Origin of the sequence: Photobacterium sp. GB-1 (assembly GCF_003026165.1) — a bacterium.
Lineage (GTDB): Bacteria > Pseudomonadota > Gammaproteobacteria > Enterobacterales > Vibrionaceae > Photobacterium.
The window spans coordinates 75,110-89,705 of the sequence record NZ_PYOB01000011.1; the positions used below are offsets into that span (position 1 = coordinate 75,110).

At 40.2% G+C, this 14,596-nt stretch carries 16 protein-coding genes; 14 read left to right on the top strand and 2 right to left on the bottom strand.

All coding sequences use genetic code 11. The annotated features are described in order from the left end of the window. Window positions 1–216 precede the first annotated feature (216 nt). Window positions 217–789, top strand: a complete 573-nt coding sequence (locus C9J45_RS21865) for a prepilin-type N-terminal cleavage/methylation domain-containing protein (protein ID WP_107208345.1) — start codon at window positions 217–219, stop codon at window positions 787–789. Window positions 790–960: 171 nt separating this feature from the next. Here C9J45_RS21865 and flgA read toward each other — a convergent pair whose 3' ends face one another. Continuing rightward, the gene (gene flgA / locus C9J45_RS12420) at window positions 961–1,755 is read right to left on the bottom strand and encodes a flagellar basal body P-ring formation chaperone FlgA (protein ID WP_233217735.1); all 795 of its coding nucleotides are present in this window, start codon (window positions 1,753–1,755) and stop codon (window positions 961–963) included. 831 nt (window positions 1,756–2,586) lie between these two features. Between flgA and flgB the strand changes: the two genes are divergently transcribed. The 12 genes from flgB to C9J45_RS12485 all read left to right on the top strand — a co-directional run bounded on the left by flgB (window position 2,587) and on the right by C9J45_RS12485 (window position 12,533). Further along, a complete protein-coding gene (gene flgB, locus C9J45_RS12430) occupies window positions 2,587–2,949 on the top strand; it encodes a flagellar basal body rod protein FlgB (RefSeq protein ID WP_107246777.1) in 363 nt (120 codons plus the stop codon). A 2-nt stretch (window positions 2,950–2,951) separates the two neighbouring features. After that, window positions 2,952–3,386: a flagellar basal body rod protein FlgC gene (flgC, locus tag C9J45_RS12435; protein ID WP_005364289.1), complete on the top strand. Its 435-nt coding sequence runs from the start codon at window positions 2,952–2,954 to the stop codon at window positions 3,384–3,386. Further along, window positions 3,386–4,063, top strand: coding sequence for a flagellar hook assembly protein FlgD (gene flgD / locus C9J45_RS12440; RefSeq protein WP_107208348.1), 678 nt, complete (start codon window positions 3,386–3,388; stop codon window positions 4,061–4,063). The genes flgC and flgD overlap by 1 nt, the downstream gene beginning before the upstream one ends. Window positions 4,064–4,133: 70 nt before the next feature. Further along, on the top strand, window positions 4,134–5,330 hold the full coding sequence (gene flgE / locus C9J45_RS12445; RefSeq protein WP_107208349.1) for a flagellar hook protein FlgE: 1,197 nt from the start codon (window positions 4,134–4,136) through the stop codon (window positions 5,328–5,330). A 12-nt stretch (window positions 5,331–5,342) separates the two neighbouring features. After that, window positions 5,343–6,074, top strand: coding sequence for a flagellar basal body rod protein FlgF (locus C9J45_RS12450; protein WP_107208350.1), 732 nt, complete (start codon window positions 5,343–5,345; stop codon window positions 6,072–6,074). A gap of 35 nt (window positions 6,075–6,109) precedes the next feature. Then, window positions 6,110–6,895, top strand: a complete 786-nt coding sequence (gene flgG / locus C9J45_RS12455) for a flagellar basal-body rod protein FlgG (protein ID WP_107208351.1) — start codon at window positions 6,110–6,112, stop codon at window positions 6,893–6,895. Window positions 6,896–6,904: 9 nt separating this feature from the next. Next, window positions 6,905–7,573: a flagellar basal body L-ring protein FlgH gene (flgH, locus tag C9J45_RS12460; RefSeq protein WP_107292591.1), complete on the top strand. Its 669-nt coding sequence runs from the start codon at window positions 6,905–6,907 to the stop codon at window positions 7,571–7,573. Then, entirely contained in the window at window positions 7,573–8,694 is a 1,122-nt protein-coding gene (locus C9J45_RS12465) for a flagellar basal body P-ring protein FlgI (RefSeq protein ID WP_107290752.1), read from the top strand. Before flgH ends, C9J45_RS12465 begins: the two co-directional genes overlap by 1 nt. A gap of 9 nt (window positions 8,695–8,703) precedes the next feature. Beyond that, a complete protein-coding gene (locus C9J45_RS12470) occupies window positions 8,704–9,186 on the top strand; it encodes a rod-binding protein (RefSeq protein ID WP_107292592.1) in 483 nt (160 codons plus the stop codon). Window positions 9,187–9,191: 5 nt separating this feature from the next. Continuing rightward, window positions 9,192–10,559, top strand: a complete 1,368-nt coding sequence (gene flgK / locus C9J45_RS12475) for a flagellar hook-associated protein FlgK (protein WP_107208355.1) — start codon at window positions 9,192–9,194, stop codon at window positions 10,557–10,559. Between the two features lie 10 nt (window positions 10,560–10,569). Then, a complete protein-coding gene (gene flgL / locus C9J45_RS12480) occupies window positions 10,570–11,469 on the top strand; it encodes a flagellar hook-associated protein FlgL (RefSeq protein WP_107208356.1) in 900 nt (299 codons plus the stop codon). Window positions 11,470–11,483: 14 nt separating this feature from the next. Then, the gene (locus C9J45_RS12485; protein ID WP_107292593.1) at window positions 11,484–12,533 is read left to right on the top strand and encodes a flagellin; all 1,050 of its coding nucleotides are present in this window, start codon (window positions 11,484–11,486) and stop codon (window positions 12,531–12,533) included. Window positions 12,534–12,550: 17 nt separating this feature from the next. Here C9J45_RS12485 and C9J45_RS12490 read toward each other — a convergent pair whose 3' ends face one another. Then, the gene (locus C9J45_RS12490) at window positions 12,551–12,847 is read right to left on the bottom strand and encodes a helix-turn-helix transcriptional regulator (protein ID WP_107246763.1); all 297 of its coding nucleotides are present in this window, start codon (window positions 12,845–12,847) and stop codon (window positions 12,551–12,553) included. A gap of 110 nt (window positions 12,848–12,957) precedes the next feature. Here C9J45_RS12490 and C9J45_RS12495 point away from each other — a divergent pair, with 110 nt between their 5' ends. Beyond that, window positions 12,958–13,854 (top strand): permease, encoded by an 897-nt coding sequence (locus C9J45_RS12495; RefSeq protein ID WP_107292594.1) that lies wholly within the window; start codon window positions 12,958–12,960, stop codon window positions 13,852–13,854. Window positions 13,855–14,596 lie beyond the last annotated feature (742 nt).

Below are 14,596 nucleotides of genomic sequence, written 5' to 3' on the forward strand. Positions count from 1 at the left end.
TTACTTAGGCGACCAAACTCATAGGAAGATTAAATAAGAAATGACAGTTTCAGTATTTTTATCGAAAATAGTGTTAGAGCGTATACGATAGATAACGTTCGTGGATATAGTAATCGAACGGTCTCGAAGAAACAAAGCTGTTATGCATACCGAAAACTCATTGTGATTGTTTAAAATCACGCATGGCTTAATCCATTTTCATGTTGAGCGTCTTGAATGAAAAAAAGTAAAGGTTTCACACTGATAGAAATCGTCGTTGTTATTGTTATCCTAGGAATATTAGCTGTCGTTGCAGTCCCAAAATTCTTAAATATTCAGCGTGATGCAAGAATAGCTACCCTAAAAGCGACAAAAGGGGCCTTAGAGTCTTCATTTGCTATATTTGCAGCAAAGACGGAATTACCATCTGCAAACATTTATACTGATAAGTATGGCTATAGGTTTATGCTTAGTGGAAGCTCCACTACACCGAGTAATGAAAATAAAGGCATTCGTATATCAAATTATGATAATTACCCGTGGTTTAGCTCTATTAGCTCTAAAACTGAATATTCAGGCATCGAAGCAATAAAAAAACTGGCTAATATTGACGTATACCCTCTGGATAACAAGGGTAATGCAACACACAAATTAAACATTGAATTTTATACAAATAGAGACGGTGATTTTAGAATTTTCCCACAAGTAAATGATTACTATAGTCACCCTGAACAAAAGAAATGCTACTTACAATATAACGTTGATAATCTAGCTAAACCACATTTTACATTGTTCACATCTGATTGCTGATAACCGAAACGTTAAGTAGCCCTATTCATTAAAAGAATAGGGCTTTCTCACAGAAGTATAATCATTGTTGATTGTTCTTATGTAATGTCGGGATGCGAAGCATAAAACAACAAGTTGAGCTCTATTTATTATCAATGCTTATATTTAATGTAGCGGTTATTTTTACTTATTTTAAAATATTGTTTCTACTTTCCCTTGTGCAACAACACGAGCATGAATGACTTTTTGAGTTGCTGTATTCTCTACTTTAATTTGTTCGTACATTTTTCCATGTTCTAACGCCATTCCTTTGGTTGATGCTTCAAATTTACCTTTCTTAGCGACAATCAGTACTTGATCCCCTTTATTAATCAGAAACGGCTTTTTTAACACGTTTTCAGTAATCAGTTGTCCTTGGCGAATTCGACGGATGGCATGTAACCCTATCACTTGATCCGCATCAGTGATGATGTTCTTAGGTGCTTTTAGTTGCAGTTTTTTGCTGTCGAGCATGTCCATTGTAATAACCTCGTCGCGATGGATTAACGTGCGGGCTACCATTACTGGAAGTGTTAATTGGACATAAACCGTTGCATTGAGTCGCCAGTTCACTGTTGGGCTTTCACACTTAACTTGTCTTTTTAATCTGCCTACGGGTTGCGATTGATTATCTTGTGCAGTAAAACGAACAGGTTCAGGGCAATGAGGTAATGATGATATGGCCTTCGGAATATTGACATTTATATTTGGAACCACTTTTTTCCAGCCATGAATATCACTGTAATGCTGGATTTCATTTTTTATTTCGTCTACCAAGGCGCTTTTAATTTTCTGTATATTAACGCTATTTGAGGTTATTAATTTAACCTCTTGTAAATTATCAGCAAAAACGCTAAAAGGTAAAAATATAACTAGAATTATTAAATACGTTAAACTCACAAATGCTTTTTTTGCTGGGTTTGACACCACTTCAAGTATCTTCAACATGTTCACTCTTAGTTACATTATTAATGTTAAATTAGCATGCCTTTAATAGTCGCTTTCTACAAAGGCATTAATTAGATGAAGTTATCTGATTTATTGATGATAACCTTATGATTTAATAAATAATTTAGGTTTAAGAGTGCTCTTGTAAATATTAAAACTCAATTATTAATAATAACTTAGCATCAATAGTAAGTCATGATATATAACTTTGCTAAAGGGTTTGATGGTATCTCTTCTTCTTTGATACTAAAACGGCTTTTATCTGACTTGATATCATCTATATTCTTGATTTTGCTTGATATTATTCTTTCTGCGGGTTCCGTTACTTTTCCTATAAATGTTATGGTTATCTCTTCACTAAAACTTGATTGTGATAAGCATAATAAAATAAAACTAACTATAAATTTAAACATTTTTCTCTCGATAAGTTTTTTGTATTAATAATTAAGAGCAAGATTAGTGCCAATACTTATTAGACTTATATTTCTATGTGGATGATGTGGTTTGAGAGCGGAAAATAACTTCATACCTAGTGTTTAGTCAAGCTTTTTATGCAGGTATGTCTAGATATTTATTATATTTAAATGTTGAGATAGAGATAGTTAAATATAAAAACTGTTATTAAGTTTGAAATAGATTCATTAATAGTATCAAAGGAATAATTACATTTAGTTCAATCGTGTTATTTCCTTTCCGATTATTTCCCCTATGGGAAGTTAACTTTCCGCATTTAAATATAACTCCCTGATAATATTTAAAAAATATTTTGGCACGCATTTTGGATTAATACACTCTATTGCAATCTTGGTTGTACTGTCTAAGGAGTGGTTAATGGCAATAAGTTTTGAAAATGCACTTGGTGTTCATCCTCAAACGCTCGATTTTCGGGTGCAAAGAGCCAAAGTGCTTGCCAGTAATTTAGCAAATGTAGATACCCCTGGATACCTAGCAAAAGATATTCGTTTTGATGCCATTGTAAGTCAAATGGGTTTTGGAAAAGTACAAAAAGCCCCGACACAACTTGTGGTGTCTGATGGTTACGCTGTGCCTTACCAGAACTCAAAAGATGGCAATACGGTAGAGCTCAGTGTCGAGCAGGCAAAGTTTACTAAAAACAACATGGATTTTCAGAGCAGCTTAACGTTTATGAATATGAAATTTAAGGGCTTAGCTGCCGTGATTAAAGGACGTTAACAATGGCATTTACTGATATTTATTCCATAGCGGGTTCTGCAATGAATGCGCAAACCATACGTTTAAATACTGTCGCAAGTAATTTAGCGAATGCCGATGCTGTTGCCGCTAATCCTAACGATGCTTACAAGGCGTTAAAACCTGTATTCGCCACCGTTTACAACAAAACTCAATTAACAGGGGATCAAGCAGATTACCCGAGTGCTGAAGTGCGCATTATGGATGTGGTTCAACATGCTGGAGAGGCTGAAAAACGCTTTGAGCCGAGTAACCCACTGGCCAATGAAGAGGGGTATGTTTATTACCCTGATATAGATGTAGTCGCAGAGATGGCAGACATGATGTCAGCTACCCGCAGTTTTGAAACCAATGTAGAAGTGCTGAGTAATGTGAAAAGCATGCAGCAAGGGTTGCTTCGTTTAGGTGAGGGTAACTGATGACCATTGCACAATTTAACGCACTGAGTACCGATGTGCCTGCGATTGAGTCGACCAATATGGCTGTCGCGGGTAACCCGAATAATGCCAACGATGCTAACTCATTAAAAAATGAATTCATTAATTTAATGGTGGCTCAAATTCAAAACCAAGATCCGTTAAATCCGCTTGATGGCACTGAATATGTCGGCCAATTAGCGCAATTTTCTCAGGTTGAAAGTACCGAGAATATGGCGAAGTTGATGCAAAACAGCATGGTTTTACTGGATAACATGCAAGTCCTTTCAACGGCAGGGTTAGTAGGGCAAACCGTTTATGTTGAAGGTAATGAGGTTGCATTAACGGATGCTAAGCAGCAAGGACGGATCGAATTAGACCATGCATCGAGTACCGTCTCGATTGTTTTAACAGATCAACTTGGTAATAAAAAAGTGATGCCGTTAGGCCCTAAAAATAAGGGGGAAGTAGAATTTACGATTGATCCTAACGCGTTGGGTTTAGCTAAAGGGCAATATCAAATCAGTGTTGAGGTGGCGAAAGATATACCACAACCCAGTGTTCTGCTCGCAGGAGAAGTATCGCAGGTCCGCGTGCCCTCTAATGGCGGTGCCGCGTTGGTAAATGTTGAAGGTATTGGTCGAGTACCGTTTTATCAAATTAGCCAGTTTGGCGAGTAAATCTATTTAAGCTTTCGCTTGGTTTAAACCGTGAACGAAAGTAATCAAGGAATGAAGAGAAGAGGAAGTTATGAGTTTTGATATCGCATTAAGTGGATTAGACGCAACCAATGTTCAGTTAAATACTATTAGTAATAATATTGCCAATGTTTCTACCTCGGGTTTTAAGGAGTCACGTACTGAATTTTCAGCGGTATACAATGGTATGCAAGCCGGAGGGGTTGAAGTTGCCGCTATTTCGCAGAACTTTGATAAAACAGGTTCAATTACCGGGACTGGTCGACCGTTAGATCTGGCAATTTCGGGAAGCGGCTTTTTTGTTACTAAAGATCATACTGGGCAAACCTTATATACCCGTTCAGGCGTGTTTGGTTCTGATAAAGATAACAACATTGTTAGTAATAATGGCGCCAAGCTTCAAGGCTATACCGTTGATGCGAATAACAATTTACAAGCTGGCGCAGTCGGTAATTTAAAAATCACCACCGGTTCACTGCCAGCAAAAGCGACAGATGAGCTTGCTTTTGTGGCTAACTTAGATGCCCGTTCTAGTGTGATTGATCCTGCCATTAATCCTTTCGACCCTAATGCGACTGACAGCTTTAACTCTTCTTATACTTCTAAAGTTTATGACTCTTTAGGTAACCCCCACACCGTTACACAGTACTTCACCAAAACCAATGCCAATGAGTGGCAGGTAAATGTGGTCGTTGATGGCGCGGCTACCCCGACGCAAACCCAAAATGTTGTTTTCAATACCGACGGTACATTGCAATCACCAACGGCTCCTTTTGTTGTGAATTTCAACCCTGCAGGTGCGGATGCGGCGAATATCAATATTGATATAGCTGGGACGACTCAGTTTGGTGCGGATTTTGGCGTGAGTACCAATGCGCCGAATGGCTATACCTCGGGTGAGCTTGCTGGTGTGCGTGTTGAAGATAATGGGATGGTGTTTGCTACTTACACTAATGGACAATCTCAGTTACAAGGTCAAGTGATGCTGGCTGATTTTGCCAACCCTCAAGGATTGGTAAAAACCAATGGCACTTCTTGGATCCAAAGCTTCAGCTCGGGTGCCCCAGTTAATGGTGCGCCAAGTACGGGGACCTTAGGTGGATTAGTTGCTGGCGCTTTAGAAGGCTCAAATGTTGATCTCACCAGTGAACTGGTAAGCCTAATGACCGCTCAGCGCAACTATCAAGCGAATGCCAAAACTATATCGACGTCAGATAAATTAACGCAATCACTCTTTAACGCGGTGTAGTGAGAGGCTGTTATGGATAGTTTTTTATATACCGCAACCAGTGGCGCAAGCCGAGTGATGAAAGCGCAGCACGTGCGTTCAAATAACTTATCAAATGCTGACACAGCAGGTTTTCGTGCTGATATGGAGCGAGTGAAAAGTATCCCGTTACAGGGCGCGGGATTTGATGGTCGCACTATGGTTGTAACTAACTCAGCAGCGACACGCTTTGATGCAGGGGATGTGATCAAAACAGGGCGCGCACTGGATATTGCGATTAATGGTGATGGCTTTTTTACCGTACAAACTGTCGCTGGTAATGAAGCCTATACCCGTGCTGGCAACATTCGTGTTGATGATCAAGGCATGATGCGAGTTAACGGTTTTCCATTGATGTCAGAAGGGGAAGCCTTAGTGCTACCAGAACATCAAGATGTGGAAATCAGCGATAAAGGTGTGGTGACTGTGGTGCCTCCTGGCGGTGGTGCCAAGCTTGAAGTCGGACAATTAAAGTTGGTTAATCCGGAGTTTAATCAACTGCAAAAACAAAGTGATGGCTTATTACATCCAGTAAATGGCCAAGTCTTTGCTCAAGACCCGAGTGTAGCGATGACGGCTGGGCATTTAGAAGGCAGTAACGTGTCGGCGATTAATGAGCTGGTTAGTGTGATGTCGCTAACTCGTAACTTTGAAATGCAAGTGCGAATGATGAAAACCGCAGAAACTTTAGCACAAGCTGGAACCCGCTTAATGAACCCACGTTAATCACGTAGGTAAACATAATTACAAGGAGAGTCATCATGCATTCAGCACTTTGGGTCAGTAAAACAGGAATGGCAGCACAAGATACAAAAATGACTGCGATTTCCAACAACCTTGCCAATGTTAATACGGTAGGTTTTAAGCGTGATCGTGTTGTTTTTGAAGATTTGTTTTACAGCATTCAACGTCAACCAGGGGCGCAAGTTGATCAGTTAAATCAATTACCGAGTGGAGTACAGCTTGGTAGTGGTGTGCGTGTAGTCGGTACACAAAAAGTGTTTACGCAAGGAAATTCACAAAATACCCAACAACAGTTGGATCTTGCTGTAATGGGCTCGGGTTTTTTCCAAATAGAAAATTCCGATGGTGAAGTGATGTTTAGCCGTAATGGCCAGTTTCACGTTAACTCTGAAGGCTTAATGGTGAACGGACAAGGTCTGCCACTTCAACCGCAAATTCAAATACCTGAAGAAGCGAATACGATATCCATTGGTGTTGATGGCCTTGTCACGGCGACGCTAGCAGGGGATCCAGAGCCGCAAGAGTTAGGGCAAATTACCTTAGCGAAATTTATTAATCCAGCAGGCTTAGAAGCGGTGGGCGGTAACCTTTATAAAGAGACACAAGCCAGTGGTCAGCCGCAAGAAATGATTGCAGGCACTGATGGCGCAGGCAGTTTGAAACAAGGGGCGCTAGAAGGTTCGAACGTGCAAGTAGTTGAAGAAATGGTTGATATGATCACCACTCAACGCGCTTATGAAATGAATGCCAAAGTCGTTTCTGCCGCTGATGACATGCTGAAATTTGTCGCTCAAGCCGTGTAAGGAGTGAGGATGAAGACGCTTTTAATGCTGCTATGTTTGCTCTCATTTGTATCCGGTTGTGCGGTGCGTGAAGAGTTTATTCCGCCTGAACCTAATGATGCTGCATTTGCGCCACCGGATCTTGATTACAGCTTACCTGAAGCCAAGCATGGCAGCTTGTATCGCCATAATTTTTCGATGACCTTGTTTCAAGATCGCCGTGCCTATCGGGTCGGCGATGTATTAACGGTGGAGTTGGATGAGCAAACGCAGTCAAGCAAAAAAGCCAATACCAAGTTTGGTAAATCTTCCTCTATTGAATTTGCAGCGCCGACATTAGGTAATAAAACCTTTGATGATCTCTCAGCCAGTGTTAGCGGTGATCGTGGTTTTGATGGTACTGCTGCAAGCACTCAAGGCAATAAGTTACAAGGGGCAATCACTGTTACTGTACATAAAGTATTACCTAATGGCGTGCTGATGATCCGCGGTGAAAAGTGGATTCGACTTAACCAAGGGGATGAATACATACGCTTAACGGGCGTGGTTCGGGTTGATGATGTTAATCGTCATAACCAAGTGTCTTCTCAACGTATTGGTGATGCGAGGATCACTTATTCTGGCAGAGGCGCACTGGCTGATAGCAATGCTGCTGGCTGGTTAACACAATTTTTCACTAGCCCATGGATGCCTTTCTAATGAAAAAAATAGTTTATTTTATCCTGTCTTTTTTGTGGGTGACGTTGGGTTGGATGCCGCTTAACGTTAGCGCTAAAACAGCAGTTCCTATGATGGATTTAGTGGATGTGCAAGGCATACGCTCAAATCAGCTGGTGGGTTATGGTTTGGTGGTAGGTCTTGATGGCTCAGGAGATCGAAATCAAGTGAAATTTACCAGCCAGTCTATCACCAATATGCTGCGTCAGTTTGGGGTACAAATTGGCGATAGGATCGATCCAAAGCTAAAAAATGTCGCTTCAGTGAGTGTGACAGCCACCGTTGAAGCGATGGCGGGACCCGGTCAAGAGCTTAATGTTGTTGTTTCCTCTATTGGTGATGCAAAAAGCCTACGTGGCGGTACTTTATTATTGACGCCACTGAGAGGTATCGATGGTGAAGTTTATGCTGTTGCACAGGGGAATGTCGTCGTTGGAGGGGTAAAAGCAGAAGGGCAAAGTGGTTCAAAAATCACGGTCAATACACCCACAACAGGGCGAATTCCTAATGGTGCCACGTTAGAGCGAGAAATACCGACGGACTTTAATAACAGCAGCATCGTCACGTTAAATTTACGCCAACCGAGTTTTACCACCGCGAAAAATATTTCCCGTGCAATCAACGCGACTTTCGGTCCAAAAGTGGCGACTGCGGTAAGTAAAGGTCGAGTGGAAATGCGCGCGCCACAAGACTTACAACAACGTGTGACTTTTATGTCGATGTTGGAAGACTTAAAAGTAATGACAGGGAGAACAGCCGCGCGGGTGGTATTTAATGCGAGAACAGGAACGGTTGTGGTTGGCAAAAATGTCCGTGTGAGTGAAGCGGCTGTGAGCCACGGTAACCTTACCGTGACGATTTCAGAAAGTGATCAAATCAGCCAGCCTAACGCCTTTAGCCAAGGTACAACAGAGCGAGTCAATAATTCTAAAGTTGATATCAACCAAGATGAGGCACAAATGTACATTTGGCCTGAAGGGACTGAGCTTAATACTATCGTAAATGCCGTGAACAGCTTAGGTGCGTCACCTGATGATCTTATGTCTATTCTACAAGCGCTACATGAAGCAGGCGCATTGAATGCAGAACTGGTAGTGATTTAGGAGAGTTAGATGAAGTTCGACGACAATATCAGCGTAATGAACAAAAATAATGTTCTATACCATGATAATAATGGTTTGCAGCAAATCAAACATTCGCTATCTGATGAGCAAGGTTTAGAGGTGGTTGCTGGGCAATTTGAAGCGATGTTTTTACAAATGGTTTTACGCCAAATGCGAAGTAGCAGTGATGTCTTGGCTGATGAAGATAATCCATTTTCCAGTAAACAACAGAGCGTCTATCGCGACTTTTATGATGGCCAGTTAGCGATTGAAATGGCGAAACAACAGCAAACAGGCATTAAAGAAATGTTGTTGAAACAGTTAAATCCTAACCAAGGATTTAATGATGTTCCAAATAGTGCCGCATTAACTCATCAAGTACTGGAAAAACAAGACACACCAAAGCCTGTTAACAATGAAGCGGCCAATCAATTGGCAATGCGAACGTGTACTGCTTTTCAACAATCATTGCAATCTTACAAGGAGCAGTAATCGCTATGAATATGATTAATATTGGTTTAACAGGATTAAATGCCAATAAAACGGCGCTTGATGTTACTGCTCATAATGTTGCTAATGTTAATACGCCAGGATTTAGTCGACAGCAGGCAATGATGAGTGCTCTTGCTGGCAACGATATATTAAGTGCGGGAAGTGGTGTTGACGTTGCCAGCATACGTCGTATTTCAGACCAATTTATTGTAAAGCAAACATGGGCAGCAACCAGTCAACAAGCAGCAAGCAATGCGAATTTAGACAATATGACGATGCTCGAAAGCCTTTTAGGTGGCGAGGGCTTTAACATTAGTGCTGGTCTTGATTCTTTATATTCGGCGCTAAATGACGCGACGCTTAAACCTGAATCTACCCCTAATCGCCAGCAAATTATTAATGAAGCTAAAGCGTTATCTCGTCGCTTTAATACCTTGTCTGAATCTTTACATGGTCAAGGTAAACGTATCAGTGACAAGGCCACGGCGTCGATTGAGCATGCTAATAGCTTAATGAACAACATTGCTGATATAAACCATCGCGTTGTTGAGACACAAGCGACAGGCGGTAATCCTTCTCAGCTTATTGATGAACGTGATGTATTAATTAAGCAACTTTCTGAAGTGGTAGAGATCAGTTCAACCCAGCAACCAGATGGTAGCCTACAAGTCACTCTGGCATCGGGTCAGCCCTTGATCTTAGGCAGTGATGCTGCGCAACTCAAATCCACTCCGATAGTTAATGAGCCGTTTATTAAGAATATTGAAATTAATTTTTCTGGGCAAACCTTTGCAGTTACAGGTGAGTTAGGAGGGCAGTTAGGAGCATTTGATAGCTATCTTAAAGACACCTTAAAACCGACCCAACAAGCCCTTGATGAGATGGCACAAAACCTAGCAACCGAATTTAATCAGGTACTCGCGACGGGTTTTGATTTAAACGGTAATCCAGGCCAAGCATTGTTTTCATTCGATCCCAATTCACCAGCGGCCAGCCTTGATATCACCGCGATCACACCGGCTGAGCTGGCATTATCTTCAGATGGGACGCCCGGTAACAGTGATACGTTACAAGCCTTGATCAATTTGTCGACGAAACCAATGGCGATCACAGGGTTAGGGAGTGTGACCTTGAATGATGCATTTGCTTCTATGGTGGGTAAAACGGCAATAGAAACGCGACAAGCCGCCGTTGACCAAAAAGCCGCAGAAACCTTATTTAGTCAAGCCAACGCAGCACGAGATAATTTAAGTGCGGTTAACAGTGATGAAGAAGCGGCAAACCTAATGACATTTACTAATGCTTATCAAGCAAACATGAAAGTGATCAGTACAGCCAATGAACTGTTCGACTCAGTATTACGATTATTGTAAGGGATGAATGATGAGAGTCAGTGATACGCAATTTAGCCAGCTAATGTTAACTAGCCTATCAAAAAATAACCAAGGCTTAGGGGAAGTGTTAGCGCAGATGTCGACTGGTCAGCGCTTACTCAAATTATCTGATAACCCAATTGATTCTATTAACTTATTGAATTTAGATCGTGAAAATAGCGCGATAAATCAGTACCAAGACAACATTAATAATGTGAAAACCGCGTTATCGTCGCAAGAAGTTCATTTAATGGCTGCAAGTGATACGTTAAAGGATATGCGAGATACGTTGTTACTAGCGTCAAATGGTGCCATCTCAGATGCTGATAGAGAAAGTTATGCGAATAAATTAGTCAGCTTACGCGATGCTTTTATGTCTTCATTTAATGTTCAAGATGAAGAGGGTAATTACCTTTTTTCCGGTACTCAAAGTGATGTCCCAGCGATTACAGCACAACCTGCTGGTGGTTATATTTTTGAAGGTAATAGTGATAAGCGGGTAGTGACGGTAGCCAAAGGCGTTACGATGGAAGCCAATTTTGCTTCACAAGAAATGCTCGATCTTGGCGGTAATAATATCTTAAATCAGATTGACGCCGCGATAACCGAGTTACAAGCCCCGACAGCAAATCTCAATAACACCTTACAAGCAACGTTAAATACTCTAGATACGACGCATGATAATGTATTAGCAGCAGTAACCGATATTGGTGGGCGCCATAATAATTTAGATTTAATGGAAACCAGCCATGGTGATAATAAGTTATTTGTTGAAGCCGTAACCAATGATCTAGAAGCGTTGGATTATGGTGAAGCATCGGTTCGTTTAAATAATTACATGGCTGCGCTTCAGGCTACACAGGCAAGCTATATGAAAATTAACGACCTTTCATTGTTTAAGCGATTGTAAGGTAGCAAAGAATTATGGTGACAAGTACATCGGAAGTCAGAACTCAGAGTATAAATTTTGCTAATGCGAGCAAGCAAGCTGCCATTGTTCCGTCAGCCGCAGACACAATCGATACCAAGAAAATTGCGGGTTCGAACTTAAAACAATTAAGCTATCAGCAAGATGGATATACGGTTTCTAAAACCTTACTTGCCAAGGGGCAGCAGCAAGTAACATCGGTACAAATAGCACAACAAGCTTTAGGCGTTGTAGGGCGTGACTTACAAGCCATAAAGAAGATCTTAAGTACTGAGCTTATTGCTCAACGTGCAGTTTCTCCGTCAGCTCAAAGCAATGCGAATCATCATCTTGATTCAATTAAACACACATTGAATAACGCTAAGAGCGACGGACTTCGTGTTATTGATGCAGAGCTTAAAGTTAATATTGATAGACCAATAACACGTACATTTTCTGTTCCCGGTCTGAATGTTCAGCGTCAGCGAGAGCACAGTGAGCTTATTAAATTAAGCTTTCAACAGTTGGGAACGGTTGTTGTGAATATGGATGCGAAATTAAGCGATAAAGCCTTAGTTTCGCAAATAGATCGTCATGTGATCCCTTTTGGTCTTCGAGCATCGCAACAAGATAACGGCGATATTGTATTTCGAGCCAATGAGCAAAGCTTTCAAGGGTTGGAAGGAAAAGTACAGGTAATTGGTCAAGGGCATCGATACCCTGCAGGACAGGCCAATACACTCACGATTAAGCCTGAGCCTGAAGGTATTGAAGATAGTCAATTTACTTTTAATAACCGTGAGCAAATTCGCGATACTTTAGTAAAAGTGAACCAACATTTACGGCAAGTGCAACAAAGCCTTGATGATATCAAAGCTTATCAGGCGGTATTGGCTAAACAAATGGCAGATGCGAAGGCAAACACGTCGCTGGGAGATGTTAAGCAAGTAGAAGAAAAGCTTAGCCAACTCTCGGGGGCTGGAAACCAGCAATTTAGTGCAACGTATCGCTCTTTAGCAGCACAAGCAAATGTACATCGTCATACGGTTGTCGCTTTATTGAAATAATGTCACTGACTGCATGTTTATTGCTGATTTTCGTCTGCACAACATTCATCTTGTAGATAGGCGATCACAGAATCCAGCTTCTGATATTCAGCGACACAAAACAAAGTTCGTCCTTCTCTGCGTTGTGAAATGAGCCCAGCAGAGGCCAGCCCGGCAATATGATGAGAGAGGGTTGAGCCAGGAACAGAAAGCTTTTCTTGTAATCCCCCAACAGCAATACCTTGATGACCCGCTCTAATCACTGTTTTGTAAATCATCAATCGTGTCGGATGTCCTAATTCTTTCAATGCCTTAGCAATGATCTCTGTATTCATTGTTAATACCCTCACTAAATTTATATTTCGATATTACTGGAAATGTCTTGATCTAGCCAATAAAGATCAATTATATTTCGACTATTCTAGAAATATAGATTGGTGTTGTGATGTTCAAAGATACGTTAGAGATGTTCCTCTTTTTGGCGACTGAGTTAACGCTACTGTTTTTGTTGATTAGCTTTTTGGTTGGTGTGTTACAAAGTTATATACCACCGGAAAAAATTCAGAGGATATTAAGCGGAAAGAAAGGTAAGGGTTATGTTGTTGCTGCATTATTAGCAGCTATTACTCCGTTTTGTTCTTGTTCGACAATTCCGTTCTTAAAAGGATTACTCAGAGCTAAAGCGGGTTTTGGCACCATGATGGTGTTCCTTTTCGCGAGTCCACTGCTTAACCCCGTAATCATTGGCTTATTTGTTGTAACCTTTGGTATTAAAGTTGCGGCATTCTATTTTGTGATGGCGATGGGTGTATCTGTTATTGCCGGCGTGCTATTAGAAAAGCTCAATTTTGAGCGCTTTGTAAAACCAGAAGCCTATATTGAACCTGAATCATCATGTGGTGCTAAAAGCTGTGGTGGAGTGAAAGTTGAAACCAATAAATGGAAAAAAATTTGGAATACAACATGGAAAGATTTCAAAAAAGTACTGCCATACTTAATCGGTGGTATTGCTATTGGTTCATTGATTTATGGTTTTATGCCAACTGAATTCATCGCAAAAATAGCAAGTGATAATAATCCATTTGCCATTCCGGTAGCGGCTGTCATTGGTATTCCATTATATATTCGTGCAGAAGCTGTCATTCCATTAAGTGCCGCATTAGCTGCAAAAGGAATGGGATTAGGGGCGGTGATGGCATTAATTATTGGTAGTGCTGGCGCAAGTTTAACAGAAGTTATCTTATTGAAATCAATATTTAAAACACCAATGATTATTGCTTTTGTTGCGGTTGTTTTAACCATGGCTATGAGTTCAGGTTACTTATATAGCTGGATTTTTTAATCCTTACCATGGAATTTCAGTGCCATCGTAGATAAATAATTTTCCATTATCTTTATAGTATTATTGTGAATTAAATATTACATATTTATGACGCGTGTGTTTTGTCTGGTTTTTTATATCATGTTGACGCTTTATGGTTAACATTTAATAAGAATAAATATTAAATTAAATATTAATATTGCGTATTAAAGCACCTTTAAGTAGTTAAAGGTGCTTTAAATCTGTTTTTATTTGGTGATATGTTTTTATTATTATTTTTTGAAAGAGGGGTGTAATAAAAATTTTATCTATGAATTGCGTCTAATATTTTAGATACATTTTGATAAATAACTTTTGATTATTAAATACCTTGATAATATTAGTTTTAAGTTAATCAACTAAATGGTTTAAATCCTTGATCGCGATTATTAAAGTCCCTGTTAGTAAAAGAAATTCATTGTTTTTAGATAGGAATCAAACAGGAAAAGGAAAAGAACAAATATGTTATTAAATTGGTCTTTTGATTGAAGTTGCTATTAAAAACAAAAAAATAGTAATGTGAATATATCTTCTTTCTTGAACTGGGTTAAACCTGCAATTCTTCATGATCAATTTTTCTTAATAAGAGAGAAAGGAAAGTTAGAATATTCTGGTTACGTAGGCATGGGTTGATGACAATACTTATTCAGATTTCATGATTGAAAATAGGTATGTTCTCCAACCAATGTCATGGAATGAAGGTGAAAATTTATTTCTTGATATA

Bases quoted from the DNA above. Each gene is read 5' to 3' on its own strand.
- C9J45_RS12485 (WP_107292593.1), top strand. From the start codon at position 11,484: ATGGTGACAAGTACATCGGAAGTCAGAACTCAGAGTATAAATTTTGCT.
- flgL (WP_107208356.1), top strand. From the start codon at position 10,570: ATGAGAGTCAGTGATACGCAATTTAGCCAGCTAATGTTAACTAGCCTA.
- C9J45_RS12490 (WP_107246763.1), bottom strand. From the start codon at position 12,847: ATGAATACAGAGATCATTGCTAAGGCATTGAAAGAATTAGGACATCCG.
- C9J45_RS12470 (WP_107292592.1), top strand. From the start codon at position 8,704: ATGAAGTTCGACGACAATATCAGCGTAATGAACAAAAATAATGTTCTA.
- flgD (WP_107208348.1), top strand. From the start codon at position 3,386: ATGACCATTGCACAATTTAACGCACTGAGTACCGATGTGCCTGCGATT.
- flgC (WP_005364289.1), top strand. From the start codon at position 2,952: ATGGCATTTACTGATATTTATTCCATAGCGGGTTCTGCAATGAATGCG.
- C9J45_RS12465 (WP_107290752.1), top strand. From the start codon at position 7,573: ATGAAAAAAATAGTTTATTTTATCCTGTCTTTTTTGTGGGTGACGTTG.
- flgB (WP_107246777.1), top strand. From the start codon at position 2,587: ATGGCAATAAGTTTTGAAAATGCACTTGGTGTTCATCCTCAAACGCTC.
- flgE (WP_107208349.1), top strand. From the start codon at position 4,134: ATGAGTTTTGATATCGCATTAAGTGGATTAGACGCAACCAATGTTCAG.
- flgA (WP_233217735.1), bottom strand. From the start codon at position 1,755: ATGTTGAAGATACTTGAAGTGGTGTCAAACCCAGCAAAAAAAGCATTT.
- flgH (WP_107292591.1), top strand. From the start codon at position 6,905: ATGAAGACGCTTTTAATGCTGCTATGTTTGCTCTCATTTGTATCCGGT.
- flgG (WP_107208351.1), top strand. From the start codon at position 6,110: ATGCATTCAGCACTTTGGGTCAGTAAAACAGGAATGGCAGCACAAGAT.
- flgK (WP_107208355.1), top strand. From the start codon at position 9,192: ATGAATATGATTAATATTGGTTTAACAGGATTAAATGCCAATAAAACG.
- C9J45_RS12495 (WP_107292594.1), top strand. From the start codon at position 12,958: ATGTTCAAAGATACGTTAGAGATGTTCCTCTTTTTGGCGACTGAGTTA.
- C9J45_RS21865 (WP_107208345.1), top strand. From the start codon at position 217: ATGAAAAAAAGTAAAGGTTTCACACTGATAGAAATCGTCGTTGTTATT.
- C9J45_RS12450 (WP_107208350.1), top strand. From the start codon at position 5,343: ATGGATAGTTTTTTATATACCGCAACCAGTGGCGCAAGCCGAGTGATG.